Below are 26,669 nucleotides of genomic sequence, written 5' to 3'. Positions count from 1 at the left end.
GGACGCTCAGCCGAGGGGATCGACGATGGGATCGGGGCCGCTGTTCGGTCTGCTCGGCCCCGTGGAGGTCCTCCTCGACGGGCGGCGCGTGCCGGTCCGGGCGGGCAAGCACCGGGCGCTGCTGGCCGCGCTGGCGCTGCGCGCCGGCCGGGTGGTGCCGGTGCACGAGCTGGTCGCGTTCCTGTGGGGCGACGACCCGCCGGCCCGCACCCGGGGCACCCTCCAGACCTACGTGATGCGCCTGCGGCAGCTGCTGGGCGACCCGTCCCTGATCCGCACGACCTCCGACGGCTACCGGCTGGTGGTCGCGCCCGAGCAGGTCGACGTGCACCGGTTCGCCACCGCCACCGGGCTCGCCCGGCAGGCTGCGCGGCGGGGCGACGCCGCGCACGCCGCGCAGCTCTACGCCGAGGCGCTGGGCCTGTGGCGCGGTCCGGCGCTGGCCGACGTGCCCTCGGAGGCGCTGCGGCACGACGAGGTGCCGCGCCTGGCCGGGCTGCTGCTGGCGGCGCACGAGGAGCACAACGACGTGGAGCTGGAGCTGGGCCGGCACGAGCGCCTGGTGCCGGTGCTGCGCGGCCTCACCGCCGACCACCCGCTGCACGAGCGGTTCTGGGCGCAGCTCATCCTCGCCCTGTACCGGGGCAGCAGGCAGGCCGAGGCGCTGGCCGCGTTCCGCCGGGTGGACCGGCTGCTGGCCGAGCAGCTCGGCGTCGACCCGGGCCCGGAGCTGCGCCGGCTGCACCAGGCGATCCTGACCGGCGACCCGGCGCTGGCCGTGCCCGCCGCGCCGACCGGCCCGGACGTGCCCGACCTGCTGCCGCCGGACGTGCCCGGGTTCGTCGGCCGGGACGCGGACGCGGAGCGGATCACCGCGCTGGTCGCGCCGGACGGCGGCACGGGCACGGCGGTGCCGGTCGTGGTGCTCGCCGGCCCGCCCGGCGTGGGCAAGACGGCGCTCGCGGTGCGGCTCGGGCACCTGCTGCGGCACCGCTTCCCGGACGGCCGGCTGTACGCGGACCTGCGCGGCCACGGGCGCGGCCCGGCACCGACGCCGGCGGAGGTGCTGACCCGGTTCCTGCGGGCGCTGGGCGTGCCGCCGGAGCAGATCCCGGTCGACCAGGACGAGCAGGGCTCGCTGTTCCGGTCGCTGCTCGCCGGCCGCCGGGTGCTGCTGGTGCTCGACGACGCCGCCGCGCCCGACCAGGTGCGCCCGCTGCTGCCCGGCACGGCGGGCTGCCCGGTCCTGGTGACCGGGCGGGACGACCTGCGCGGGCTGATCGCCGTGGACGGCGCGCGCCGGGTCGCGCTGGACGTGCTGCCCGCGCCGGAGGCGCTGGCCGTGCTGGGCCGCTCGGGACCGGCCGCCGAGCAGCTCGCGGAGCACTGCGGCCGGCTGCCGCTCGCCCTGGTGGTGGCCGCCGCGTCGCTGGGCGGCGGCTCGATCTCCCGGTACCTGGACCGGCTGGGCGGGCGCCGCCCGGAGGAACTCGCGCTGGCCGGCCTGGCACCACCGGCCCGCCGGCTGTTCAGCCTGCTCAGCGCCGTGCCGGGGGCGGATTTCACGGCCGAGGCAGCCGCCGCGGCGGGCGACCTGCCGGTGCAGGTGGCGGCGGCGCTGCTGGAGGGGCTGGCGGGCGCGCGGCTGCTGGAGGGCCGGGGCGGGCGGTACCACTTCCACGACGAGCTGGCCCGGTTCGCCGCCCGGTCGGCCGAGCTGTCCGGCGCGGACACCGCGCGGGCCCGGGTCCGGGTGCTGAAGTTCTACGTGCGGGCCGTGGACCACTGCGCCGAGCTGCTCTACCCGGACCTGATGCGGCTGCCCGCGACCGACCCCGACCCGGTGCACCCGCCCGGCGTGGAGACCGCCGCCCAGGCCCGGTCGTGGCTGGACGCCGAGCGCCCGAACCTCACGGCGGCGATCCGGTCGGCCGCCGAGCACGGCCCGGCCGAGGTCTCCTGGCGGCTCGCGGACGGCCTGCGCGGCTACCTGTGGATCGGCAAGCACGTCGCCGAGTGGGCGACCACCGCGCGCTGCGGCCTGGACGCCGCGCACGAGCAGCGCGACCGGGCGGGCGAGGCGGCGATGCGGCAGAACCTGGGCACCCTGCACTGGCGGATGGGCGACTTCGAGGCGTCCGTCGGGCACTACGCACGGGCCGTCGAGCTGCACCGCGCGGCCGGCGACCTGGCGGCCGAGGCGGGCGTGCGCGGCGCGCTGGGGCTGGCCCGGCTGGACGCGGGCGACCTGGCGGGCGCGCGCGAGGACCTGGAGACGTGCCTGGCGCTCAAGCGCGAGTCCGGCGCCCCCCGCTCGGGCGAGGCCGGCGTGCTGACCGGCCTGGGCCTGCTGGCCATCGACACCGGCGAGCTGGCCGAGGCGCAGGACCTGCTCGGCGAGGCGCTGGCGCTGAGCGCGGCGCACGGCCGGCGGACCGGCGAGATCAACTCCCGGGTGCTGCTGGGCATGACCGCACGGCTGTTGGGCGAACCCGACCGGGCGCTGGCGCACCTGGACGAGGCGTTGCGGCTCAGCCGCGAGGCGGGCCTGCGGACGTCCACCGCGCGCGCTTTGGAGGCGACCGCGTCCGTGCGGCTGGACCTCGGCGAGCACCTGGCCGCGCTGGAACTGGCGGACCGCGCGCTGGCCGAGCTGGAGGACGACGGCGACCAGCGCGTCACCACGAGCGTGCTGGCGGTGATGGCCTCGGCGAACCGGGCCCTGGGCCACCTGGGCACGGCCGACGAGCAGTTCCAGCAGGCGCTCACCAAGGGCCGCCGGATCGGCTTCCGGTTCGGCGAGGCGAAGGCCCTCGTGGGCCTGGCGGCCGTGCGCAGGCTGCGCGGCGAACCGGTCGAGGCGCGCGCGCTGGCGGGCCAGGCGGTCGACCTGGTCACCTCGCACGGCCTGCGCATCCTGGAGGGGGCGGCCCGTGCCGAACTGGCCGCCGCCCACCTCGCCCTGGGCGACCACGCGTCCGCCGAGGAGGAGTCGGCCCGCGCCCGGGCCCTCCACGCCCGCACCGGCCACCACCCGGGCGGCGACTAGGACGCGCTGCGGTCCGGCAGACCGGACGACGGCTGCGGCGCGGGTGGTGGGCGAGCGTCCGCCCACCACAAGGGGTCACGCGCCCCGCAGCGGTCACGCGCCCCGCAGTGGCGGGTGGGCCTCGTCCGGCGGGTGCTGCGCCGCGTTGGCGTCCCGGGCTTCCTGGAGCTGGTCCTCCAGCCTGACGATGCGGCAGGCCGCGTCCATGCCGATGCCCTCGTCCACCAGGGTCCGGACGCGCGCGGCCAGGCGCAACTGGTGGCGGGAGTACCGGCGGTGGCCGCCGGCCGAGCGCTCCGGCTCGATCAGCTTCGCCTCGCCGAGGCCGCGCAGGAAACCGGCCGAGGTGCCGAGCATCTCGGCGGCCCGGCCCATGGTGTAGGCGGGGTAGTGCTCGTCGTCGAACCTGTCGGCCGCGTCGTGCGGCACGGGGTGCTGTGGATCACGGGTCTCGCCAGCTGTCATCGCGCCTCCGCATCACGAGGGGCCCCGGCGCGGTGTGCGCCGGGGCCCCGGGGTGTTGGGTAACAACTTCCACCTAGCCGGCCGTGAGACCGACTACCTCTGTCCGCCAGACCCGCACGAGCGCCGGGTGAAGCGGGGATCGCGTGTGCGTAACCGAAGACCACCCTCCATCTCGATGGAACCGCGGTACCCGCCCGGTCGAGATCAACCGGAAGCAGGCGATCCGATGGCGTGCGACCCTTCCCTTCTCCTCTGATCACGTGCACTTGCGTTCTCACGTAGCGGTCGGCCCCGGTCCTGCTGCACATGCCGGGTTCACCTCGCCGACCACTCCTGGCCGCTCCCCGGAACCCCGTTCACTGATCGGCCCCGGCGAGTCCCGCCGTCGTGCTCTCGTGCTCGCGGGCAGTTCGTCATCTCCCGCGTTACTTTCCCTGTCTTCGAACAAGGAGAACGTTACACCCGACCGCGCGCGAATGTCTACTCCCGTGAGCACAGATTTCCTCGATCGGGTCAGCCGTCGACCAGGCACGCCAGCCGGGCCGCCAGGTCGTCCCAGCGCCAGTCGCGGGCCACCCATTCCCGCCCCGCCGAGCCCATCTTCGCGGCCAAGTCGCGGTCTTCGAGGAGGCGGACCACCTCCGCCGCCACCTCCGACACCGCGCGGCCGTCCACCACCGTGCCCGTCACGCCGTCGCGCACGGTCTCCGGAGCGCCGCCGGAGCGGCCCGCCACCACCGGCAGGCCCGTCGCCGACGCCTCCAGGTAGACGATGCCGAGCCCTTCCACGTCCAGCCCGCGCCCGCGCGTGCGGCACGGCATGGCGAACACGTCACCCGCGTTGTAGTGCGCCGGCAGCTCCGACCACGGCACGGACCCGGTCAGCACCACGTGCTCCGCGACGCCCGCCGACGCCGCCATGCGCGTCAGCGCCTCCGCGCAGGGGCCGCCGCCGACCAGCAGCAGCGCCGCGTCGGGCACCTGACGGCGGATCTCGGGCAACGCCCGCACCAGCACGTCCTGCCCCTTGCGCGGCACGAGCCGGGACACGCACACCACCACCGGCCGGTCGCCCAGGCCGTACCGGTCGCGGATCTCCGAGCGCGCCGCCGGGTCGGGCGCGAACACGTCGGTGTCCACTCCGGACGGAAGGTGCTCCAGCGCCGCCATCGGGCCGAACGCGGCGGCGAAGCGGGACCGGGTGTAGCGGCTGACGAACGTCACCACGTCCACTGCGGACCCGATGGCGCGCAACGACTGCCGCGCGACCGGCAGCATCGACCAGCCGACCTCGTGCCCGTGCGTGCACGCCACCACGCGGTGCGCGCCCGCGTCCCGCAGCCACGGCGTGAGCAGCGCCAGCGGTGCCGCCGCGCCGAACCACACCGCCTCGCACCGGTGCGACCGGACGATCTCCGCCGCGCGCCGCCGCACGTCCGGGGTCGGCAGCATCAGCGTGCCGGGGTGCCGGACCACCTCGAACGGCTGCACGGCGTCGAACTCGGGGTGCGAGCCGGAGGGCGACTCCCACGACGGGGCGTACACCACCAGGTCGGGCAGCCGCACGGCCAGCGCGTGCAGGTACGCCTGGATGCCGCCGGGCCGTGGCGGGAAGTCGTTGGTCACCAGCAGCGTCCGGCGCACCGACATCACGTTACGCCGAACGCCGGTCGCAGGAACTCCCGCCAGCCCCGCACCAGCTCGGCCAGGCCGCCGCCGGTCGTCTCCAGCAGCAGCGCGTCCAACTGCCCGTCGGTGAGCCGCCCGGCGCGGGCGATCCGGCGGTAGGTCTCGACCAGCGCCGGTTCGCCGACCCGCTGCGCGAGGTACAGGGCGACCGACCACGACTCCTGGTAGGCCAGGTCCATCCCGGCACCCCGGAACCGGGCGTCGGCGGGCAGCGCGTCCGGCAGCGCCTCCGCGAGCCGGGCGGCCAGCGCGGGCGCGGCCTTGCGCGGCGGCACGTCGCTGCCCCGGTAGCCCACGTAGTCCGCGAACCCCTCCAGCAGCCACATCGGCGCACCGTCCACGGTCTCGCCGCGCGCGGCGACGTGCGTGATCTCGTGCCGCAGCAGCACCCGCAGCGCCAACGGCGACAGCGCGGCCGCCCCGGTCGGGCTGAGCACCACGCGCTGCCCGCGCGCGGTGCGGGTGGACGCGTCCACCCGGTCGGCGACGGCGACGCCCGCGACCGACCCGTCCGCGAACCCGGGCCCGACCAGCGCCTGGAGCTCGCGCGCGTCACCGGGGACCAGCACCGCGACCTGCCGCGCCCACGCCGGGCCCCACACCTCGGTCACCGCCGCCACGGCGGTGTCCAGTTCCGCCAGCACCCGCGCGGCCAGCGGCTCGCCACCGGGGTGGCTGAGCACGAACCCTCCCGCGCCGGTCTGCACGCGGCACGGCCCGAAGTCCCACGGCCCGCGCCAGGTGCGCTTGCCGAGCGGTTCCAGCGCGGTGTCGGAGTTGAGGTACCAGCGGTCGCCGCGCCGGGTGAACAGGTAGGCCATGCCCTGCGTGCTGGGTGCCGCGTCGACGCCGCGCAGCCGGTAGTCCAGCCGCACGTCCGGCGCCCACGACTCGTCGGCGGCGGGCAGCGCGAGGCCGGCCAGGTCCGTCCCGCCCTCCAGCCGGTACCCCCAGCCGTCCAGGGGCACGTCCGCGAGGTTGTGGAACAGGTCGCGCTGCCGCTGCCGGAAGCCCGGGTCGGCGGCCGGGTCGAGGTCGGCGGTGAAGGCCGACTCGTCGCGGTCCAGCACAGCGCGGGCCCGCCGGTCCAGCAGGTCGCGCACCGCGCGCCCGCGCGACTCGTCGGCGGACGCGCCGGACGCCCCGGGCACGGGCGGGTCGGCGGGAGTGACCGCCAGGGCCAGCCCGCACAGCAGCGCGACGGCCACGACGGCGGCCGGCAGGGCGGCCCGGATTCGGCTCACGCGTCCCCAAACTAGTCGGCAGGGCCACCCCTCGCGGGATGGCCCTGCCGGTGGAGCGCTGGTGCCGGGGTGCGGCGGTCGGCTACCCGATGCGGCGCATCGCGTAGATCGAGCCGGGCGCTTCCAGCGGCACGATCTTGACCGGCACGCCGTCGGTGGACGCGTGCACGACGTTGGCGTTGTCCACCGCCATGCCCACGTGGTTGCCGCCGTTGTAGATGATCAGGTCGCCCGGGCCGACCTCGCCCCGGGAGATCGCGCGCCCGGCACCGGCCTGGCCGTTGCTGGTGCGCGGGATGGTCACGCCGACCGAGGCGTACGCCCTGGACGTGAGCCCGGAGCAGTCCCACAGGTCCGGGCCGGTCGCGCCGTAGCGGTACATGTCGCCGCGCTGCTCCAGCGCGAACGCCAGCGCACCGCCCGCCGAGCCGGACGGCACCGCGATCTCCGACGTGTCGCCGGGGTCGGCCAGCTTGGTGCGGTCCGCCGCGCTGAGCCGGTTGAGCTGGGACTTGACCTCGTCGATCTGGCCGTTGAGGTCGTTCTGGCGCTTCTTGACGTCGTCCGCGATCTTGGTGGACTCGTCGGTCGCCTTCTGCGCCCGGCCCTGCGCGTCCGACGCCGCCGTCTTGGCCGACTCGGCCGCGTTGACCGCGCCCGCGAGCTTGTCCAGGGCCTCGCCGTTGTCGGCGGCGAGCACGCCCAGCGCCGACATGCGGTTGAGGAAGTCCTGCTGCGAGTCGCTGACCAGCAGTGCGGACAGCTGGTTGAACCGCGCGCCCTCGAACGACGCCTCGGTCAGCTTGTCGACCTGGACGCGGAAGGTCTCCTCGTCGGTCTTGGCCTGGTCGCCCGCCTGGGTGGCCTGCGCGAGGTCCGCGTTGGCCTGGTCGAGCAGCTTCTGGTTGTTGTCGCGCTGCTCCTCGGCCCGGAGGAGTTCCTCGTTGAGCTTGGTGGCCTCCTCGGCCAGCTCGTTGTACTTCTTCAGCGCATCCGAAGCCGTGTTCGGCTGAGCCCCGGCGGGTACGGGCAGTACGCCCACCGCCGCGGCGGCCACCGCCGTGGCCGCGATCGCCCCGCGCACACCGCGCTTGAGTCGTTGCGACGCCACAGTCGCGTGTCACTCCTAACGTCTTTACCGCCTGCCGGTCGGGCGTGCGCTCCCGCACCTGCCCGACTGATCTGGCTCGTGAGCTCCGGCTCGGCACCCCGACAGGCCGATTCGGCGGTGAACCCGCGTCGCCGTCCAGGATGGACCGCTGCCCGCCGCGAGATCTCGGCTAGGTTACGAAAGGTGAGGCCCGACGTCCACCCGCCTGGCCCCGAAAACCTTTCAGGTTGACAACGATCCCCGAACGGCCGTCCCGTGACCTCGAAGTGTCACCACCGGTGATGTGAAAAACACGACGCGTGTCACACCCGTCCCAGCCGGGCCAGCAGCACGGCGGACGGCACGGGGTGCGCGCCCCGCCGGCGGACGGAGTCCGCGACCGCCCGGTCGGAGGTCACCACGACCACCGGACGGCCCTCCGGCTCGGCCGTGACCAGCGCCCGGATCACGTCGTCCGCCAGCACACCCGGGTCGCTGAACAGCACCCGGACGCCGCGCGGCGCGCTGGTCGGCACGGCCACCACGCCCGCGCCGTCGAACACCAGCGTCACCTCCGCGCCGGTCCGCGCCGCCAGCACCGCGAGCTGGTGCACCAGCCGGTCGCGCTGGTCGGACAGCGACAGCTCCGGGTAGCCCGTCTTGGTGACGTTGTAGCCGTCCACGATCAGGTGCACCGCCGGGAGCGCCAGCAGCCGGTCCAGCGCCGCCGGGTCCTCGACCCGGCCCACGGCGGTCTGCGCCGCGCTGGCACCCCGCACCAGGTCGGCCGGGCGCGGCCCCGCACCGCCCAGGGCGAGCTCCCGGCGCAACCCGTTCACCGCGCCGTCCAACGTGTCCACCAGCAGCGCCAACCGCACCTCGTCGGCCTGCCGGGCCTCCTTGGCGGACTGCCGCGCCACCTCGGCGTCGGCCTCCGCCCGCTGCGCCTTGCCCCGCTCGGTCTCCGCGCGCTCGCGCTCCCGGTCCCGCTCGGCGGTGATCCGCCGGACCTCCGCGCCCGCCTCGACCCGCGTGCGCTCCGCGTCGGCCAGCGCGCCCTCCGCCCGGTCCTTCGCCTCCCGCAACCGCACGCCCTGCTCCCGCAACCGCTTGCGCAGCCGCTCCAGCTCGACCTCCGCCTCCTCGCGGATCTTGTCGGTGACCGAGGTGGACTCGGCGCGCTCGGCCCGCAGCCGCTCCAGCTCCTGCTCCAGCCGGTCCGCGCGCTGCACGGCGGCGTCCCGCTCGACCCGCAGCGCCGCCTCGCTGCCCCGCCGGGTCACCAGCTCCACGAAGTGCGCCGCGACCTCCTCGCCCTGCAGGATCGCCGCCGCGCCGGCCGCCACCGGGTCGGGCGAGGTCACCTCCAGCGCCCCGGGCCGGTTGCGCCGCAACCACTCGACCACCGCCGCCCGGAAGTTCGCCGACGTGCGCAAACCCCCGACCAGCGGCCCGCCGCCCAGCCGCGCGCGCTTCGTCGGCGCGAACCGCGCCACGGCGCGCAGCGACTGCGGCACGTCGACCTTCGCCAGGTCGCCCAGCGCGTCCGCGCTCAGCTCGGCCAACCGGGCGCGCAGCGGCTCCGGCAACGCCCCCCAGTCCACAGTGGACTCGACGGGCGCGTCCGGCTCTCCGGGAGCGGGCTCGTCGTCATCAGGCGTGATCGGGTCTTGCACCCATACAGGCTACGGCAGTGTTGGATGGCCGCGACTCCGTCGCGGCGGGCTCGGCCGCCTGGAAGTCGGCTCATCGCCCCGTCTTTCTTTCCGATCGAAAGGCGTGATCGGAAAGAAAGGCGGGGCGACAAGCCGACGCGGCCTCGCGTGTCACGCGAGTTGGGTGCTGGAGGTGAGAGGGAGGGGGTGGGGAGGGCGGCGCGAGTTGAGTGGGAGGGCGGCGCGAGGGGGGCGAACATCGACACCGGGGGGTGCGGGTGGGGCGGGAATGTCGTACCTCGTGGTTACGGTGCTGCGCGATGAGTACTGCGAGTCCGGCCCAGTTGTCGTTCGACGAGTTGGGCACACCGTTGCGCGACACCACGTTCGTCGTCTTCGACCTGGAGACCACCGGCGGCAGTGCGAACGAGGATGCGATCACCGAGATCGGCGCGGTGAAGGTGCGGGGTGGGCGGGTGCTCGGCACGTTCGCCACCCTGGTCGACCCCGAGCGGGGCATCCCGCCGCAGATCGTCGCGCTGACCGGGATCACCCAGCTCATGGTCACCGGGGCGCCCCGGCTGGCCACCGTGCTGCCCGCCTTCCTGGAGTTCGCGGCCGGCGCGGTGCTGGTCGCGCACAACTCCGGGTTCGACGTCGGCTTCCTGAAGGCCGCCTGCGAGCGCCACGGCTACCGCTGGCCCAAGCCCCCCGTCGTGTGCACGGTCAAGCTCGCCCGCCGGGTGCTGTCCCGCGAGGAGGCGCCGAGCTGCCGGCTGTCCGCGCTGGCCCAGCTCTTCCGCGTCGGCCCCACGCCCAACCACCGGGCGCTGGTCGACGCGCAGGCCACCGTGGAGGTGCTGCACCACCTGCTGGAGCGGGTCGGGTCGGTCGGCGTGCACTCGCTGGAGGAGCTGCTGGCCTACCTGCCCGAGGTGACGCCCGCCCAGCGCCGCAAGCGGGAACTGGCCGCGCACCTGCCGTCGACGCCCGGCGTCTACCTGTTCCGGGGGCCGTCGGAGGAGGTGCTCTACGTCGGCACGGCTTCGGACCTCCGCAGGCGGGTGCGCCAGTACTTCACCGCGTCGGAGGGCCGGCAGCGGCTGCGCGAGATGGTCGCGCTGGCCGTGCGGGTGGACGCGGTCGAGTGCGCGCACGCGCTGGAGGCCGAGGTCCGCGAGCTGCGGCTGATCACGGCGCACAAACCCGCCTACAACCGCCGCTCGAAGAACCAGGCCGGCTGGTGGTGGCTCGCGCTCACCGACGAACCGTTCCCGCGCCTGTCCCTGGTCCGCACGCCGCGCGCCGGCGCCGTCGGGCCGTTCCGGTCCCGCCGGCTGGCCGAGGCCGCCCAGGACGCCCTCCAGGACGCGGTGCCGGTGCGGCCGTGCGCGCAGCGGATCTCCGCCCGCAACCCGAGCGGCACGCCGTGCGCCCTGTTCGAGCTGGGCCGCTGCAAGGCCCCGTGCGCCGGGCGGCAGACGGTCGAGGAGTACGCCCCCGCCGTGACCGCGCTGCGCGACCTGGTCGAGGGCCGCGACGCGACACCGCTGCACGGCATGGCCGCGCAGTTGGCGGAGCTGTCCGGGGCGCACCGGTTCGAGGACGCCGCCACCCACCGCGACCGGCTGTCCGGGCTCGTCCGCGCCCTCGACCGGGGTCAGCGGCTGGCCGGCCTGGCCGCGCTGCCCGAGCTGGTCGCGGCCCGCCCGGACGGCGAGCGCGGCTGGGAGTTCGCGGTCGTGCGGCACGGCCGGCTGGCGTCCGCCGGGGTGGCCCGCCGGGGCGTGCCGCCGATGCCGGTGGTCGCGGAGCTGGTCGCCGCCGCCGAGACGGTGCTCCCCGACGACGGCCCGCTGCGCGGCGCACCGCCCGAGGAGGCGTCGGTGGTGCTGCGCTGGCTGGACCGCCCGGGTACCCGGCTCGTGCACTGCGACCTGCCGTGGACGTCGCCAGCGGCGTCCGCCGGGGCCTGGCGGGCGTGGGTGGAACTCGCCGAGGCCGGCCGGGACCAGTACCGGATCACGGGCCACTAGCATGTGCACACCCCGACCTTGACGAGGAGGACGCTGTGATCACCGCGATCGTGTTGATCCAGGCCGCCGCCGAAACCATCCCGGACGCGGCGCAGGCGATCGCCGACATCGAAGGCGTCACCGAGGTCTACTCGTGCGCGGGCGATGTGGACCTGATCGCCCTGGTGAAGGTGGCCCGCCACGAGGAGTTGGCCGAGCTGGTGCCCGGTCACATCTCCAAGGTGCCCGGCGTGCTGAACACCGACACCCACATCTCGTTCCGCTCCTACTCCAAGCGCGACACCGAGGCCGCGTTCTCCGTGGGCCTCGACGAGGGCTGACCCCGGACCGGCCCGGACACGACGAGGCCCCCGCACCCGGGAGGGTGCGGGGGCCTTCGCGTCGGTCGGTCAGCCCTCGGGCTGCGCGGGCTTGCCCGCCAGCTCGTCGGAGGGCTTGTTCTCCCCCGTCAGGGCCGTCTTGGGCTGGCCCGCGTCGTGCCGGGCACGGCCCAGCGCGGCGGTCTCCTCCGGCGCGTCCGGCGTCAGGAAGCTGCCGGGCACCGGGTGGCCCGCCGAGCCGAGCTTGTTCATCTTCTTCGGCACCGGGGCGCCCTGGTAGGCCAGGGGCAGCGGGTGGCCGTGGTCGTCCACCGGGCCCAGCGGCTGGTGCAGCTCGATGAACTCGCCGTGCGGCAGGCGCTTGATGATGCCCGTCTCCACGCCGTGCTCCAGCACCTCGCGGTCGGCCCGCTGGAGGCCGATGCAGATCCGGTAGGTGACGAAGTAGGCGATCGGCGGGATCACCAGCATCCCGATGCGGCCCATCCACGTGGTCGCGTTCAGCGAGATGTCGAACTTGTAGGCGAAGATGTCGTTCGCGCCCATGACCAGCAGGACCATGAAGTACGAGATGGCCATGACGCCGAGCGAGGTGCGGACCGGCACGTCGCGCGGGCGCTGGAGCAGGTTGTGGTGCGCGTAGTCCTTGGTCATCTTGCGCTCGATCCACGGGTAGACCGCCGCGATGCCGGTGAGCAGCGGCAGACCCAGCAGGAACGGCCAGAACGGGGCCGGGATCGTGTAGTCGCCGAGGTACATCTCCCACGCCGGCCAGACGCGGACCAGGCCGTCGGTCCAGCCCATGTACCAGTCGGGCTGCGAGCCCGCCGACACCTGGGAGGGGTTGTACGGGCCGATGTTCCAGATCGGGTTGATCTGGAAGACGCCGCCCATGATCGCGGTGACCGCGACGACGACCGCGAAGAAGCCGCCGCCCTTGGCCGCGAACACCGGCATGATGCGCACGCCGACGACGTTGGTCTCCTTGCGCCCGACACCGGGGAACTGGGTGTGCTTCTGGTACCAGACCAGGCCCAGGTGGACCGCGATGAGCGCCAGGATGATGGCCGGGATGACCAGGATGTGCAGCGTGTACAGGCGCGGGATGATCTCCATGCCCGGGAACTCGCCGCCGAAGGCCAGCCAGTTGATCCAGGTGCCGACCACCGGGAAGGAGATCAGCAGCGCCGCCATCACCCGCAGGCCGGTGCCGGAGAGCAGGTCGTCGGGCAGCGAGTAGCCGAGGAAGCCCTCGATCGCGCCCAGCATGAACAGCACGATGCCGATGACCCAGTTGATCTCCCGGGGCCGGCGGAACGCGCCGGTGAAGAAGATCCGGAACATGTGGATCACGATCGCGGCCATGAACAGCAGCGCGGCCCAGTGGTGGACCTGCCGCACGAACAGGCCGCCGCGCACGTCGAAGGAGATCTGGAGCGTCGACTCGAACGCCCGCGACATCTCCATGTTGTTCATGTTCGGGCCGCTGCCGTGGTAGACGACCTCCGCCATGGAGGGGTCGAAGAACAGCGCCAGGTACGTGCCGGACAGCAGCAGGACGATGAAGCTGTACAGCGCGATCTCGCCGAGCAGGAACGACCAGTGGGTCGGGAAGACCTTGTTGATCTGCTTCCGGATGCCACCGGCCATGTGGAACCGGTCGTCAGCCCACTTCGCAGCACCGCCCGCCACCCGGGCGGCGGCATTCTGCCGCTTGGTCGGCGTGGTGATGCCGCTCATGACTTACGCTCCCAGAACGCCGGACCCACAGCCTCGATGAAGTCGCTGCGGGCAATCAAGTATCCCTCTTCGTCCACCGTGATCGGAAGTTGGGGGAGGGCGCGGGTGGCCGGGCCGAACCTCGGCTTGCCGTAGTGGAAGACGTCGAACTGCGACTGGTGGCACGGGCACAGCAGCAGGCCGGTCTGCTGCTCGTACAGCGACGTCGGGCAGCCCAGGTGGGTGCAGATCTTCGAGTAGGCGTAGAAGTCGCCGTAGTTGAAGTCCTCCTGGCCGTCGCGCTTGACGACCTCCTGGCCGGGGCGCAGCCGGATGAGCATGACCGGGTTGTCGGCCCGCTTCATGGCCGCGACCAGGGCTTCTTCGTTGCCGCGCTCCGACTCACGGAACGGGAACACCGTTTCGAAACCGCCGGCGTCCAGGTCCTCCGGGCGTACCAGCGCGACCTCGTGCATCCGGCCGGTGCTGCGGCGCAGGTAGATCTTCTCGCCGTTCTCGGGCTTCCAGCCGGTGTGCCAGAGCGAGTCCTTGGACTCGCTGTCCGCCCACGGGTTCTTGATCAGGCCGCCGAGCGGCACCGCCAGCACGCCCAGGCCGAACACGCCCGCGCCGAGGCCGGCGGTCCGCTTGATCAGCGACCGGCGGCCCAGCGTCGAGCGCTCGCCCGCGTCGGCCAGCTCCGCCAGCACGGTCGCCTTGTCGACCTCGGTGGACCCGCCGTCGTGGCGCTGCTGGACGGCCAGCTCCTCCGGGATGAACTTCTTCGTGTAGAGCAGCGCGCCCACGCCCAGCGCCAGGATCGACAGGCCCAGCGTCGCGCCGATGATCGGCGTGTACAGGCTGTAGACGAAGTGGCCCGAGGACTCCGAGTCCTGGTACTTCCACGGCCAGAACAGGAACGCGGCCAGGAACGCCACGCCCGACAGCGCGGCGATGAGGAACCACAGCGCGACGGTGCGCTCCGCGCGCCGCTCCGCGCGGGTGCCCTTGACCGGCCACCGCTCCTCGTAGTGGACCAGCTCGACGCCGTCCAGGTTGGTGCCGAGCTTCACCAGCTCGTCCCGGCTCATCCCGGCGAGTTCGGCCTCGTCGGGCACGTTGTTCGGCTTCTCGCCGCTCATGCCTTGGCTCCGATCCAGAGGGTCACGCCGATCAGGGCGGCGATACCCACGATGAACGCGATCAGACCCTCCGATACCGGCCCGAGGCCGCCGAGGGGGGCGCCGCCGGGGTTGTTGTTCCCGTCGGTCACCGACTTGATGTACGCGATGATGTCCTTCTTCTCCTCCGGCGTGAGCTGCCGGTCGGAGAACTTCGGCATGTTCTGCGGGCCGGTGAGCATCGCCGTGTAGAGCTGCTCCTCCGCCACGCCGTCCAGCTCGGGTGCGAACTTGCCGGACGACAGCGCCCCGCCGCGACCGGTGAAGTTGTGGCACGCCGCGCAGTTGAGCCGGAACAGCTCGCCACCGCGGGCCGGGTCCTCGCCGCGCAGCGCCTCGCCGCGCTCCTCGGGCGTCTGCGGGCCCCCGCCCCGGGACTGGATGAACGCGCCGAGCGCGTCGATCTCGGCCGGCGTGAACACCGCGGGCTTGCGCTGGGCCTGGGCCTCCTGGCGGGCCATCGGCATCCGGCCGGAGGACACCTGGAAGTACACCGCCGCCTCGCCGACCCCGATCAGGCTGGGGCCCCGGTCCTCGACGCCGTCGAGGTTCTTGCCGTGGCAGGAGATGCAGGTGTTGTTGTAGAGCTGCTCGCCCAGTCGCACCTGGGCCGGGTCGTCCTGCGCCTGCGCGGTCTGCGGCTGCGGCGCGAGCGCGCTGAACAGGAAGCCCGCGGACAGCAGCGCGAAGCCCAGCGCGAGGAGGCCCGAGATCCGCCTGCGCAACTTGGTGCTGCGCTTCCGGGCCCGTGTGGTGTTGGTGGTCATGTGTGCGGCAACCCTTGCTGGTGTGAGTTCGGGGTTCGTGCTGGTCGTCAGGGCACGATGTAGATGACGGCGAACAGGCCGATCCAGACGACGTCGACGAAGTGCCAGTAGTACGACACGACGATCGCCGAGGTCGCCTGGGCCGGCGTGAACTTGCTCAGCTTCGTGCGGACCAGCAGGTAGCCGAACGCGATCAGACCGCCGATCACGTGCAGGCCGTGGAAGCCGGTCGTGAGGAAGAAGACGGTGCCGTAGGCCGAGTCGGGGATGGTGGTCCCCTCCTTGACGAGCGTCACGTACTCGCCCGCCTGACCGCCGACGAAGATCGCACCCATGATCAGCGTCACGAGGTACCAGCGCCGCAGGCCGAAGACGTCACCCCGCTCGGCGGCGAACACGCCCCACTGGCACGTGAACGACGAGGCCACGAGGATGATCGTGAAGAACAGTGCGTAAGGCACGTTCAGGTGCGTCGGTGCCGGGGGCCAGTGCCCCTCGTTCTGGGCCTTCACCGTGAAGAACATGGCGAAGAGCCCCGCGAAGAACATGAGCTCACTGGACAGCCAGACGATCGTGCCGACGCTGACCATGTTCGGGCGGTTCAGCGAGTGCACGCGCTGGCCGATGGAGGGCGCTGCCGTTGTCACACGACGCATTATTGCTTGCAGGTTTTCGCTCCGCCCATCGGGTCCGGAGCAGTCCGGCCGGTCATCCGGGTCACACAGGCGGTGAGGTCGTCATGGGGTTGTTGCGCCGGTTGCGCGAACGGTGGGGGCGCGGGGGCGAACCCGCGCCCGCGATCGACTCGCCGGGGCTGGTCGTGGTCGCCGAGGCGTTCGACCTCGCCGAGGCCGACTCGGCCGTGCTGGCCCGGTCGCCCGCGTTGCGCCCGGACGCGCCCGCCGTGCTGCGCCACCACCTCACCCTGCCGCCTGACCAGGTAGAACGCGCGCGGGAGCTGCTCGCGCAGGACGGGTGGACGCTCACCCCGGGCCCGGTCGCGCACGCCCGCCGGGTGCAGGTGCTGACCGCCCTGTCGTGTTCGCAGGAGCGGGCGCGGATGGCGAGCCTGGCCCAGCGGCTGGGCGGCGACTGGATCGGTTGGGACGCTCTCCAGGTCCCGCAAGGGTCCGCATAGGCGAGCCCGATAACATCACACAACCTGGCACCCGACCCGCCGGAGGATCACGCAGATGAGCACGCAGACGACCAAGATCCTGGTGTTCAGCCACCGCCCCGAGGTGCGTGAGACGATCATCACTGCGGTGGGCCGCAGGCCGGCCCCCGACCTCGGCCGGGTGGAGTACCTGGAGCTGGGCACGATCGCGGACGTGCTCTACGAGATGGACAACGGCGGCGTCGACCTGGCCATCCTCGACGGCGAGGCGCAGCCCACCGGCGGCATGGGCCTGTCCCGCCAGCTCAAGAACGAGATCACCGACTGTCCCCCGATCGTGGTGGCGGTCCGCCGCAAGGACGACCGGTGGCTGGCGACCTGGTCGCAGGCGGACGCCGTGCTGGTCCACCCGCTCGACCCGCTGGCCGCCGCCGAGACCGTGGCCGAGGTCCTGCGCTCGACGTCCGTGCCCTCGGTGCGGGGGTGAGCCCGGTGGAGCGCACCTGGCCGTTACTGCTCAACCAGCTCATCGACCGGGTGGACCTGTCCGAGGAGGACACCTCCTGGGCGATGGACCAGATCATGTCCGGCGCCGCCACCACCGCCCAGGTCGGCGGCTTCGCGGTGGCGCTGCGGGCCAAGGGCGAGACGCCCGAGGAGGTCGACGGCCTGGCGAACGCGATGCTCCGGCACGCGCGCCGGTTCACCGTGGAGGGCCGCGCGGCCGACATCGTCGGCACCGGCGGCGACAACTCGCACTCGGTGAACATCTCCACCATGGCCGCGATCGTCACGGCGGCGGCCGGCGTCCCGATCGTGAAGCACGGCAACCGCGCGGCGAGCTCCCAGTGCGGCACGGCGGACGTCCTGGAGGCCCTGGGCGTGGCGATCGACCTGCCCCCGGCCGGCGTGCAGGCGACGGTGGCGGAACTCGGGGTCGGTTTCTGCTTCGCGCCGGTCTTCCACCCGGCGTTCCGCTACACCCTGGCACCCCGCCGTGAACTGGGCATCCCGACGTCGTTCAACCTGCTGGGCCCGCTGACCAACCCGGCGTTGCCCAAGGTCGGCCTCATCGGCTGCGCGCGCGCAGCGGCGGCACCGCTGATCGCCGGCGTCTTCGCGCGGCGCGGCAACACTGCCCTGGTGGTGCGTGGCGACGACGGCCTGGACGAGATCACCACCACGACGACCACCACCGTCTGGGTGGCCCAGGACGGGCAGGTGCGGGACGACCGCATCACCCCGTCGGCCCTGGGCATCGCCCCGGCCCTGCCCGACGACCTGCGCGGCGGCGACGCGGCGTTCAACGCCGAGGTGGTGCGCGACCTGGTCGGCGGCAAGCCGGGCGCGGTGCGCGACGCGGTCCTGCTCAACGCCGCAGGGGCGATCGCCGCCCACACGGGCCTGGGCGACGACCTGCACGCCGACCTGGCGGCGGCCATCGGCCGGGCAGCCGAGGCGGTCGACTCGGGCCGGGCGGCCGACCTGCTGCGCCGGTGGGCGGCCCGGTCCACCGAGCTGAAGGCGGAGCACGCCGAGTCCTGACCCCGTCGCACGGCCCGGTCGACCCCGACCGGGCCCGCGACCGGCACCCACCCGGCGCTGAGGTTTCAGCCACCTTTTTACTACCGGGTAATGTCGAGGGTGGATGCTGTTCCCATGCTCTACACGGTGATGAAGCGGGTGGTGGCCCCCACCGCGAGGCTGGTGTGGCGGCCGAAGGTCGAGGGCCTGGAGAACATCCCCACGACGGGTCCGGTGATCCTCGCGCCGAACCACCTGTCGTTCATCGACAGCATCGTGATCCCGATGGTGGTCCCCCGCCGGGTGTCGTTCCTGGCGAAGGCCGAGTACTTCGAGGGCACGGGCGTCCGGGGCGCCCTTTCCCGGTACTTCTTCGGCTCGCTGGGCCACGTGCCGGTGCGCCGGGGCATCGGGAGGGCGGCGCGGGCCTCGCTGGACACCGCAGCCGCGATCCTGGCCGCCGGCGGGGCCTTCGCCATCTACCCGGAGGGCACCCGCTCGCTCGACGGCCGCCTGCACCGGGGCCGGACCGGGGTGGCCCGGATGGCGCTGGAGTCCGGCGCGCCGGTCGTGCCGGTCGGGCTGGTCGGCACCGACCAGGTCCAGCCGGTGGACGCGAAACTGCCTCGCATCCGCCCGGTGACCATCCGCTTCGGCAAGCCCCTCGACTTCTCCCGGTACGCCGGGATGCACGAGTCCCTGCCGGTCCTGCGCTCGGTCACCGACGAGATCGTCTACCGCATCCTCGACCTGTCCGGCCAGGACTACGTGGACCGCTACCAGGCCGGCACCACCGACCAGGCCGCCTAGACGCGAACGGGGCCGCCTCCCGCGAAGGGAGGCGGCCCCGGGAGCCGGTTGCCGGGCTCAGTCGTGGTTGGGCCCGGTGTGGTACTCGAACACCAGCCCGCCGACCATCACCAGCAGCACCACGACCGCGATCACCAGCAGCCAGACGAACCAGAACGCGAGCGCCACGGCGGCCAGCGCCGCCGCCGCCGCGAGGCCGATCGGCCAGTACGACCCCGGGCTGAAGAAGCCCAGCTCACCGGCACCGTCGGAGACCTCGGCGTCGGCGTTGTCCTCGGGCCGGACCTCGATCCGCCGGGCGACGAACCGGAAGTAGGTGCCCACGATCAGCGCCAGCCCGCCGGTCAGCGCCAGGGCGACCGTGCCGGTCGGCTCGACGTGCCCGGTGTCGGCCCAGGTCCAGTAGCCGTACACCACGGCCACCAGGAACGAGAACGCCATCACCAGGTCGAAAATGCGCGCTTCGATCTTCATCGCAGATCCCTCCTACCGACCGCCGCCGGACGACGCCTCGCGCACGGTCCGGTCGGTGTCGAAGGGCTTGGTCGTGACGGCGTAGGGGGTGCACAGCTCGCCGCAGTTCATCTCGGTCAGCGCCTCGGCCGCCGTGTAGAGCTGCCCGGTCTTCGGGTTCTTCTCCTGGCGGAGGTCCATGTACCGGTCGAAGTCGGCCGGCTCCAGCACGCGGACCTCGAAGTTCATCACCGCGTGGTAGACGCCGCACAGCTCCGCGCACCGGCCGACCAGCGACCCGGTCCGGTCGATCCCGCTGATCTCGAACGAGCTGTCCTGGTTGTTCTTCTTCGGCTGCGGGAAGACGTCCCGCTTGAAGTGGAACTCCGGCACGTAGAACGAGTGGATGACGTCCGCGGACTCCAGGTTGAACAGCACCCGCTTGCCCTGCGGCAGCACCATCAGCGGCACCTCGCCGGACGAGCCGACGGTGCTCACCACCGGCTCCTTGCCACCGACGGGCTCGGCACCGGGGATCTTGTACTGGGGGTACTTGAACTCCCAGTTCCACTGGAACGCGACCACGTCGACCGTCACGTCGGCCTTGCCGGTCTTGTTCGTGACGAAGTTCTGCGTGACCGCGGTGAAGTAGAAGAGGACGGCGACGATGATCGTCGGCACGACGATGAGGACGAGTTCCAGCGGCAGGTTGTAGGCCACCTGGCGGGGCAGTTCCTCGCTCTTCTTGCGGTGGAAGGCCACCGACCAGAGGATCAGGCCCCACACGATCACGCCGACGGCGAGCGCGGCGACGACCGACCAGGTCCACAGCTCCTGCATCCGCTGGGCCTGCTCCGTCACGCCGACCGGCCAGCCGAAGCGCAACACCTCTTCCGTGGAGCAACCCGTGGCCCCGACGCCGACCAGGCCGACCAGCCCGGCGACCTTCGCCAGCCGCGCTGCCCTGGTGCCCTCCTTCAGGCCCACTGCTCGCCGCCTCCTCGTTGAAAGCTCGCAGGCAAGGGCGGACTTCAGCCCTCGCCGGATCATGCGGGAGCGTAGCCCAGCCGACGTGCAACCACCCCTCGGGGGCCACACCCGCACGGTGCAGTTTCGGTCACACAAAGGGGTCCCGGCATACTGGAACCTTCTCCACACCCCACGAAAGGTGCGACGGCGTGTGCGGCCTGGTTGGACTGGTTTGCCCTGGCGAGAACGAAGCGCACCACTCGCGCTCTGCGGTGGCGGCCGCCATGCGCTGCCAGCGGCACCGCGGCCCTGACGAAACGGGCACCTGGCAGGGCGGCGAGGTCGTGTTCGGCTTCAACCGCCTGGCCATCATCGACATCGAGCACTCGCACCAGCCGTTGCACTGGGGCCCGCCGGAGCTGCCCGGCCGGTACACCATCAACTTCAACGGCGAGATCTACAACTACCTGGAGCTGCGCGCGGAGCTGACCAAGCAGTTCGGCGCGGTGTTCGCCACGGACGGTGACACCGAGACGATCGTGGCGGCCTACCACTACTGGGGCCCCGCCGCCGTCGCCAAGCTGCGAGGGATGTTCGCGTTCCTCATCTGGGACTCCGAGCGCAAGGTCGTCTTCGGCGCGCGGGACCCCTTCGGCATCAAGCCGCTGTACTACGCGTCCGGCCCCGGCGGCGTGGCGTTCTCCAGCGAGAAGAAGTCCGTCCTGGAGCTGGCGCCGACCCTGGGCATCCGCCCGGAGCTGGACCGCAAGGCCCTCCAGCACTACCTGATCCTCCAGTACGTGCCCGAGCCGGAGTCGCTGCACGGGCAGGTGCACCGGGTCGAGTCGGGCACGTCGTTCACCGTGCAGCCGGGCGGCCAGGTGGTCGCCGAGCGCTACTTCCCGGCCACCTTCCGGCCGCGCGCGGTGCACGGCCCGGCCGACGAGAACCGCCTCTACGACGAGATCACCGCCGCGCTGCGCGACTCGGTCGCCAAGCACATGCGCGCGGACGTCACGGTCGGCTCGTTCCTGTCCGGCGGCATCGACTCGACCGTGGTCGCGGCGCTGGCCAAGGAGCACAACCCGGACCTGATCACGTTCACCACGGGCTTCGAGCGCTCCGGCTACTCGGAGATCGACGTGGCGGCCGAGTCCGCCGCCGCGATCGGGGTCAAGCACGTGGTGCGCGCGGTGACCGCGCAGGAGATGATGGACGCCCTGCCGCTGATCACCTGGTACCTGGACGACCCGGTGGCCGACCCGGCGCTGGTGCCGCTGTGGTTCATCGCCCGCGAGGCGCGCGAGCACGTGAAGGTCGTGCTGTCCGGCGAGGGCGCGGACGAGCTGTTCGGCGGGTACACGATCTACCGCGAGCCGCTGTCGCTGGCCCCGTTCGAGAAGGTGCCGGGCGCGCTGCGCAAGGCCATGGGCCGGGTGTCGACCAAGATCCCGCAGGGCGTGCGCGGCAAGGACCTGCTGCGGCGGGGCGCGCTGACCCTGGAGGAGCGCTACTACGGCAACGCCCGGATCTTCCTGGACGACCAGCTCAAGCAGGTGCTGCGCACCTACGACCCGAACGTGTCCCACCAGGACGTGACGGCCAAGCCGTACCGCGAGTCCCAGCAGTGGGACCCGGTGACCCGGATGCAGCACGTCGACCTGTTCACCTGGCTGCGCGGCGACATCCTGGTCAAGGCCGACAAGATGACGATGGCGAACTCGCTGGAGCTGCGCGTCCCGTTCCTGGACCCCGAGGTGTTCCGGATCGCGTCGCAGGTGCCCTCCGAGCTGAAGCTCACCAAGGAGACGACCAAGCACGCCCTGCGCCGGGCGATCCGCGACATCGTCCCCGCGCACGTGCTCAACCGCCGCAAGCTGGGCTTCCCGGTGCCGATCCGGCACTGGCTGAAGGACGAGATGCACGACTGGGCGGTGGACATCGTCCGGCAGTCGCAGACCGACCAGTACATCGACAAGACGGCGGTCCTGCGGGTCATCGAGGAGCACCGCTCGGGCGTGGCCGACAACAGCCGCCGGATCTGGGCGCTGCTGGTGTTCATGCTCTGGCACGGCATCTTCATCGAGGGCCGCATCCGCCCGGTGGTCCCCGAGCCGCACTACCCGGTCAAGCTCTGACCGGCGCGAACCACCGGAAGCCCCCGGCACCCGCCGGGGGCTTCCGCCGTCGTCACCCCGCGTGCGCCGACCGCTCGCCCTCCGCCCGCGCCGCCCGCTTGGTCGTCATGATCACCCCGACGTCGGCCACCAGGCGGGCCAGGTGCGCCTTGCTGCGCTCCAGGGACCCGATCCGCTGCTCCACCGCCGACAGCTCGTCCTGGAGCATCTCCAGCAGCGGGACGCACCCCGCCTCGTCCTGCGGCAGGTCGATCTGCTCGTCGAACGCGTGCGCCAGCACCAGCCGCACCAGCCGCACGTTCAACCCGGACGAGATCAGGCACCGCACGCTGCGCACCCGCTCCACGTCGGACTCGTCGTAGACCCGGTAGCGCGACTCGGTGCGCCGGGGCCGCAACAGCCCCTGCTGGTCGTAGTACCGCAGCATCCGCACCGTCGCCCCGGTCCGCTCGCTCAACTCGCCGATCCGCACCCGCACCAACCCCCCGCAGCACGTATTCCCGCCGGGTGCCGAAAGAGCGGTCGATCACCCAAGCTTGACCCTGACGTCAGTGTCACACTTTAGCGTCGTCCGGGTGATCGCCCTCGTCCTGATGTTGTGCGCGTTCGCCGTCGGAACCTCCGAGTTCATCGTCGTCGGCGTGCTGCCCGAGGTCGCCTCCGACCTCGACGTGGCCCTGCCCACGGCGGGCCTGCTGGTCACCGCCTACGCGGTGTCCGTCGCGGTCGGCGGCCCCGTCCTCACCGTCCTGACCGGCCGCCTGCCGCGCCGGTCCCTGCTGGTCGCCGTCATGGTGCTCGCGCTGCTGGCCGCCACGGCCTGCGCGCTGGCCGGCGACTACCCCACCCTGATGGCCGCCCGCGTCGTCGCGGCGCTGTCCCAGGGCCTGTTCTTCGCGGTCGCCTCCCAGGTCGCGGTGGCCGCCGCGCCGCCGGAGAAGCAGACGGCGGCCATCGCCAAGGTGGTCAACGGCGTCGCGCTGTCCACCGTCCTCGGCATCCCGGTCGGCACCCTCGTCGGCCAGCACTACGGCTGGCGGGCGTCCTTCGCGCTGGTCGCCGCCCTCACCCTGGTCGGTCTGGTCGGCGTCGTCCTGGGCGCCCCGGAGGTCGAGCACCAGCCCGACCCGGGCGTGCGGGCGAGCCTGTTCGCGTTCGGCAAGCGGACCGTGCTGCTCGGCCTGCTCACCACCGTGCTGTCGTTCACCGGCATGATCACCGCGTTCACCTACGTGGCCCCGGCGCTGCGCGACGTCACCGGCTTCAGCCCGGCGTGGGTGACCGGCGTCCTGCTCGTCTACGGCGTGGGCACGATGGTCGGCAGCTCGATCGCGGGCCGCGTCCCGCCCGGTTCCACCGCCAAGGTCCTGCCGATCCCCCTGGCCGGGCTCACCGTGCTGCTGCTGGCCCAGGGGTTCCTGCTGGAGACCAAGGTGACGGCGGTGGTCGCGGTCTTCGTGCTCGGCGCGACGGCGTTCGCCTCCGGCCCCCTGCTGCACACGTTCCTGATGGGCCAGGCGGGTTCGGCGGCGGGACTGGTCGCGTCGGTCAACATCTCGGCGTTCAACGTCGCAGCCGCCCTCGGTCCGCTGATCGGCGGCGCGGTGATCGCGGGTGGTTTCGGGTTCCAGTGGATCGCCGCCGTCGGCGCCGTCCCGACGGTCCTGGGCGTGGTCGTGGCCCTGGTCGTGGCCCGGCTCGCGCGCCGGGGGGCCGCGCCGGCCACCGATCCCGCCGGCACCCCCTACGCACACGCGTGACCAGCGACAACCCCCGCCGGGCGGCTACCGCCCGGTAGGGGTGTCCGCCGGGACGAACTCCGCATAACGTGCCTGGGGTGAGGAACACCGAAGCGGACACGCTGGACGAGTTGATCGACGACTGCGCCGCCCTGCCCGAGGAGCTGCGCGGGCGCGCGACCACCCCGCCGGCACCCCGCCCGGCCACCCCGTGGCAGGTGACCGACGACTGCGCGGCCCAGGTGGCAGACCTGGACACCTACGTCTGACTCCCCCCGCAACGCGAACGGCCCCCGCCGAGGCGGGGGCCGTTCGCAAGTCCGACCGACTCAGTGGAACGAGTCGCCACAGGCGCACGAACCGCCCGCGTTGGGGTTGTCGATCGTGAAGCCCTGCTTCTCGATCGTGTCCACGAAGTCGATCACCGCACCCTCGACGTACGGGGCGCTCATCCGGTCGACCGCGACCTTGAGCCCGCCGAAGTCGCGCAGCGCGTCGCCGTCGAGCGTGCGCTCGTCGAAGAACAGCTGGTAGCGCAGGCCCGCGCAACCGCCGGGCTGGACGGCGATGCGCAGGTGCATGTCGTCGCGGCCCTCCTGGTCGAGCAGCGCCTTCGCCTTCACGGCCGCCGAGTCGGTCAGCGTCACGCCGTGGGTGGGCGGTGCGTCAGGAGTCGGGGTGTCTGCGTCCTGAGCGGTCGTCATAGCTCTCCCTCAGAGGTCCTTTGCGGGCATCTGTCCCTGGAAACACGGGCGGCACCCGCTTTGTTCCTTACCCCATGGTCGCACAGTCGTCAGGGGCGGGAGTGTGACCACTGCCTCGCCACGTCCGCCGCGAGCGCCGACAGGGTGCCCGCCGGGTCGCCCACCGACCTCTCCACCGACCCGGCGTGCTCGGCGACCGAGTACGACTCCTGGACACCCGCCGCGCCCGCCTCGCGCCGCCCGACGCTCACCTGACCGGCCAGGACCAGGCACGGGATCCCCCGCTCGGCCGCACCACCCGCCACCGCCGTGACCAGCTTCCCGCGCAGCGACTGCCAGTCGAAGCTGCCCTCGCCGGACACCGCGAGGTCGGCCACGTCCAACGCCGGGTCCAACCGCGTCGCAGACCGGACCAGCCCGGCCCCGGAGACCACCGACGCGCCCAACGCCATCAGCGCCGCACCCAACCCGCCGGCCGCACCCGCACCCGGCAGGTCCCGCACCGGCTCCAGCACCGCCATCGACGCGAGACGAGCCTCCAACCGCTCCACGACCTCCGGTGACGCCCCCTTCTGCGGCCCGAACGTCGCAGCCGCCCCGTGGGGCCCCAGCAACGGGTTCTCGACATCGGAAGCCGCGACGAGCCGTGCGGAGACCGAAGGCACCACGGACAACAACCCGGCACCACCGTCCGTGGTGGCGGAACCACCCAGCCCGACGACGACCGTGTGACACCCGAGCGCGTCCGCAGCCGCCACCAACTCCCCCACCCCGCGCGTGGAGGCGGACTCGACGGTCGACGCCCGTTCGTCCTCCGGGACCAGGTGCAACCCGCACGCCTGCGCGGACTCCACGTACGCCGTCCCGTCGTCGGCCACCAACCACCGGGCGGAGACGGGCTCCCCGCGCGGCCCGGCCACGACGGACGTGCGCACCACACCACCCAGTGCACCGTGCAGGACGTCGACGAACCCCGGCCCGCCATCGGCCAGCGGCCGGAGCACCAACTCGTCCCCGGGCGCAGCCGACCGCCACCCGTCGGCAATCGCCTCGGCGGCCTCCCGAGCGGTCAGGGTCCCGCCGAAGCAGTCCGGAGCGATGACAACGCGCACCTCGCGAAGGGTACGTAACCCCCCATCACGCCCATCTCCTACTCTTGGGGAGTGAGGTTCCTGCGCCGCAACGCCGACGAAGCCGCCCAGACCGCCGAAGAGACCCCGGCGGAGGTGACGGCCGCCGACCCGGCGCGCACCCCGGCGAAGGGCAAGCCCACCCCCAAGCGCCGCGAGGCCCAGGGCAAGCGCAGGGGCCCGGTCCCGCCCCCGCCCCGCACCCAGCGCGAGGCGCTCAAGCGGATGCGCGGCAACAAGCAGAGCAAGGAAGAGCGCCGAGCAGCCTCGGTCGAACGCCGCCAGCGCATGATGGCCGGCGAGGACAAGTACCTGCTCCCCCGCGACCGGGGCCCGGTCAAGGCGTACATCCGAGACCTGGTCGACTCCCGCCGCAACCTCATGGGCCTGTTCATGCCCCTGGCGATCCTGGTCTTCGTCGCCCTCCTGGTCCCCCAGCCGGCGATCCAGCAGTACGCGACCCTGCTCACCACGTTCATGCTGCTGGCGATGGTCGTGGAAGGCTTCGTCCTGGGCCGGATGGTCACGAAGCGGGTGCGGGCGAAGTTCCCCACCGACACCACCCGGGGCCTCTCGATCGGCTGGTACTCCTTCATCCGAGCCAGCCAACTCCGCCGCCTGCGCGTCCCCAAGCCCCGCGTCACCTACGGCGAAAAGATCTAACCCCCTCGGCACCCTCACACCCACAACCCCACGCCTGCGCCACGCCTGCGCCACGCCTGCGCCGCGCGCACTCCACCCACCAAGTCGTGTCATCCCCGTGTGGCCCGCGCGCCAGCGAACCGCGCTTGAGTGGGTAGTGCAAGCACGCCCTTCGCTTGCACTACCCACTCAAGGGTGGTTGTCTCCGACCGGGCCACACGGGGATGA

At 72.8% G+C, this 26,669-nt stretch carries 25 protein-coding genes; 11 read left to right on the top strand and 14 right to left on the bottom strand.

The window, feature by feature from the left end; all coding sequences use genetic code 11:
• The first annotated feature begins 25 nt into the window (after positions 1–25).
• On the top strand, positions 26–3,049 hold the full coding sequence (locus tag AB0I60_RS35660) for a BTAD domain-containing putative transcriptional regulator (RefSeq protein WP_360738175.1): 3,024 nt from the start codon (positions 26–28) through the stop codon (positions 3,047–3,049).
• A gap of 93 nt (positions 3,050–3,142) precedes the next feature.
• Here the strand turns inward: AB0I60_RS35660 and AB0I60_RS35655 are convergent, their stop codons facing one another.
• The 5 genes from AB0I60_RS35655 to AB0I60_RS35635 form a co-directional block, all read right to left on the bottom strand.
• Positions 3,143–3,514, bottom strand: coding sequence for a MerR family transcriptional regulator (locus tag AB0I60_RS35655; RefSeq protein WP_360738173.1), 372 nt, complete (start codon positions 3,512–3,514; stop codon positions 3,143–3,145).
• A 513-nt stretch (positions 3,515–4,027) separates the two neighbouring features.
• Complete coding sequence (locus AB0I60_RS35650; RefSeq protein ID WP_360738170.1) at positions 4,028–5,158, bottom strand: glycosyltransferase family 4 protein; 1,131 nt, start codon at positions 5,156–5,158, stop codon at positions 4,028–4,030.
• Positions 5,159–5,163: 5 nt separating this feature from the next.
• Positions 5,164–6,447, bottom strand: a complete 1,284-nt coding sequence (locus tag AB0I60_RS35645) for a hypothetical protein (protein WP_360738168.1) — start codon at positions 6,445–6,447, stop codon at positions 5,164–5,166.
• Between the two features lie 82 nt (positions 6,448–6,529).
• Positions 6,530–7,558 carry an NlpC/P60 family protein gene (locus AB0I60_RS35640; RefSeq protein ID WP_360738165.1) on the bottom strand — a complete coding sequence of 343 codons (1,029 nt, stop codon included), beginning with the start codon at positions 7,556–7,558 and terminating at the stop codon, positions 6,530–6,532.
• 302 nt (positions 7,559–7,860) lie between these two features.
• A complete protein-coding gene (locus AB0I60_RS35635; RefSeq protein ID WP_360738266.1) occupies positions 7,861–9,141 on the bottom strand; it encodes an NYN domain-containing protein in 1,281 nt (426 codons plus the stop codon).
• Between the two features lie 371 nt (positions 9,142–9,512).
• Here AB0I60_RS35635 and AB0I60_RS35630 point away from each other — a divergent pair, with 371 nt between their 5' ends.
• On the top strand, positions 9,513–11,228 hold the full coding sequence (locus tag AB0I60_RS35630; RefSeq protein ID WP_360738162.1) for a DEDD exonuclease domain-containing protein: 1,716 nt from the start codon (positions 9,513–9,515) through the stop codon (positions 11,226–11,228).
• 35 nt (positions 11,229–11,263) lie between these two features.
• Positions 11,264–11,548 (top strand): Lrp/AsnC ligand binding domain-containing protein, encoded by a 285-nt coding sequence (locus AB0I60_RS35625; RefSeq protein ID WP_360738160.1) that lies wholly within the window; start codon positions 11,264–11,266, stop codon positions 11,546–11,548.
• 69 nt (positions 11,549–11,617) lie between these two features.
• Here AB0I60_RS35625 and AB0I60_RS35620 read toward each other — a convergent pair whose 3' ends face one another.
• Genes AB0I60_RS35620 through AB0I60_RS35605 form a run of 4 tightly spaced genes read right to left on the bottom strand, consistent with a single transcriptional unit; the run spans position 11,618 to position 15,871 of the window.
• Entirely contained in the window at positions 11,618–13,288 is a 1,671-nt protein-coding gene (locus AB0I60_RS35620) for a cytochrome bc complex cytochrome b subunit (RefSeq protein WP_360738157.1), read from the bottom strand.
• Entirely contained in the window at positions 13,285–14,409 is a 1,125-nt protein-coding gene (locus AB0I60_RS35615; RefSeq protein WP_360738155.1) for a ubiquinol-cytochrome c reductase iron-sulfur subunit, read from the bottom strand. The genes AB0I60_RS35620 and AB0I60_RS35615 overlap by 4 nt, the downstream gene beginning before the upstream one ends.
• Positions 14,406–15,215: a cytochrome c gene (locus AB0I60_RS35610; RefSeq protein WP_360738152.1), complete on the bottom strand. Its 810-nt coding sequence runs from the start codon at positions 15,213–15,215 to the stop codon at positions 14,406–14,408. Before AB0I60_RS35610 ends, AB0I60_RS35615 begins: the two co-directional genes overlap by 4 nt.
• Positions 15,216–15,262: 47 nt before the next feature.
• Complete coding sequence (locus AB0I60_RS35605; protein ID WP_360738150.1) at positions 15,263–15,871, bottom strand: heme-copper oxidase subunit III; 609 nt, start codon at positions 15,869–15,871, stop codon at positions 15,263–15,265.
• Positions 15,872–15,954: 83 nt separating this feature from the next.
• Here AB0I60_RS35605 and AB0I60_RS35600 point away from each other — a divergent pair, with 83 nt between their 5' ends.
• The 4 genes from AB0I60_RS35600 to AB0I60_RS35585 all read left to right on the top strand — a co-directional run bounded on the left by AB0I60_RS35600 (position 15,955) and on the right by AB0I60_RS35585 (position 18,666).
• Positions 15,955–16,353: a hypothetical protein gene (locus tag AB0I60_RS35600; protein ID WP_360738147.1), complete on the top strand. Its 399-nt coding sequence runs from the start codon at positions 15,955–15,957 to the stop codon at positions 16,351–16,353.
• A 55-nt stretch (positions 16,354–16,408) separates the two neighbouring features.
• On the top strand, positions 16,409–16,819 hold the full coding sequence (locus AB0I60_RS35595; protein WP_360738145.1) for a hypothetical protein: 411 nt from the start codon (positions 16,409–16,411) through the stop codon (positions 16,817–16,819).
• Positions 16,816–17,877 carry an anthranilate phosphoribosyltransferase gene (trpD, locus tag AB0I60_RS35590; protein ID WP_360738142.1) on the top strand — a complete coding sequence of 354 codons (1,062 nt, stop codon included), beginning with the start codon at positions 16,816–16,818 and terminating at the stop codon, positions 17,875–17,877. The genes AB0I60_RS35595 and trpD overlap by 4 nt, the downstream gene beginning before the upstream one ends.
• Before the next feature lie 114 nt (positions 17,878–17,991).
• Positions 17,992–18,666: a lysophospholipid acyltransferase family protein gene (locus AB0I60_RS35585; protein WP_360738140.1), complete on the top strand. Its 675-nt coding sequence runs from the start codon at positions 17,992–17,994 to the stop codon at positions 18,664–18,666.
• A gap of 57 nt (positions 18,667–18,723) precedes the next feature.
• Here the strand turns inward: AB0I60_RS35585 and AB0I60_RS35580 are convergent, their stop codons facing one another.
• Entirely contained in the window at positions 18,724–19,140 is a 417-nt protein-coding gene (locus AB0I60_RS35580) for a cytochrome c oxidase subunit 4 (protein WP_360738137.1), read from the bottom strand.
• Positions 19,141–19,152: 12 nt separating this feature from the next.
• Entirely contained in the window at positions 19,153–20,106 is a 954-nt protein-coding gene (locus AB0I60_RS35575) for a cytochrome c oxidase subunit II (protein WP_360738135.1), read from the bottom strand.
• 191 nt (positions 20,107–20,297) lie between these two features.
• On the opposite strand from AB0I60_RS35575, the gene asnB reads away from it, so the two are divergent.
• A complete protein-coding gene (gene asnB, locus AB0I60_RS35570) occupies positions 20,298–22,226 on the top strand; it encodes an asparagine synthase (glutamine-hydrolyzing) (RefSeq protein WP_360738131.1) in 1,929 nt (642 codons plus the stop codon).
• 52 nt (positions 22,227–22,278) lie between these two features.
• Here asnB and AB0I60_RS35565 read toward each other — a convergent pair whose 3' ends face one another.
• Positions 22,279–22,698: a MerR family transcriptional regulator gene (locus AB0I60_RS35565; protein ID WP_360738129.1), complete on the bottom strand. Its 420-nt coding sequence runs from the start codon at positions 22,696–22,698 to the stop codon at positions 22,279–22,281.
• 103 nt (positions 22,699–22,801) lie between these two features.
• On the opposite strand from AB0I60_RS35565, the gene AB0I60_RS35560 reads away from it, so the two are divergent.
• Positions 22,802–23,986: an MFS transporter gene (locus tag AB0I60_RS35560; protein ID WP_360738127.1), complete on the top strand. Its 1,185-nt coding sequence runs from the start codon at positions 22,802–22,804 to the stop codon at positions 23,984–23,986.
• 77 nt (positions 23,987–24,063) lie between these two features.
• Positions 24,064–24,234 (top strand): hypothetical protein, encoded by a 171-nt coding sequence (locus AB0I60_RS35555; RefSeq protein ID WP_360738125.1) that lies wholly within the window; start codon positions 24,064–24,066, stop codon positions 24,232–24,234.
• Positions 24,235–24,294: 60 nt separating this feature from the next.
• Here the strand turns inward: AB0I60_RS35555 and AB0I60_RS35550 are convergent, their stop codons facing one another.
• Both AB0I60_RS35550 and AB0I60_RS35545 read right to left on the bottom strand, forming a co-directional pair.
• Positions 24,295–24,669, bottom strand: a complete 375-nt coding sequence (locus AB0I60_RS35550; protein ID WP_360738122.1) for an iron-sulfur cluster assembly accessory protein — start codon at positions 24,667–24,669, stop codon at positions 24,295–24,297.
• An 89-nt stretch (positions 24,670–24,758) separates the two neighbouring features.
• The gene (locus AB0I60_RS35545; protein WP_360738120.1) at positions 24,759–25,781 is read right to left on the bottom strand and encodes a glycerate kinase; all 1,023 of its coding nucleotides are present in this window, start codon (positions 25,779–25,781) and stop codon (positions 24,759–24,761) included.
• Positions 25,782–25,832: 51 nt separating this feature from the next.
• Here AB0I60_RS35545 and AB0I60_RS35540 point away from each other — a divergent pair, with 51 nt between their 5' ends.
• Positions 25,833–26,462, top strand: a complete 630-nt coding sequence (locus AB0I60_RS35540) for a DUF3043 domain-containing protein (protein ID WP_360738118.1) — start codon at positions 25,833–25,835, stop codon at positions 26,460–26,462.
• The last annotated feature ends 207 nt before the right edge of the window (positions 26,463–26,669 follow it).

Source organism: Actinosynnema sp. NPDC050436 (genome assembly GCF_040655415.1).
In the GTDB taxonomy this organism is placed as follows: Bacteria; Actinomycetota; Actinomycetes; order Mycobacteriales; family Pseudonocardiaceae; genus Actinosynnema.
This window is presented reverse-complemented; position numbering and strand designations above follow the sequence as displayed.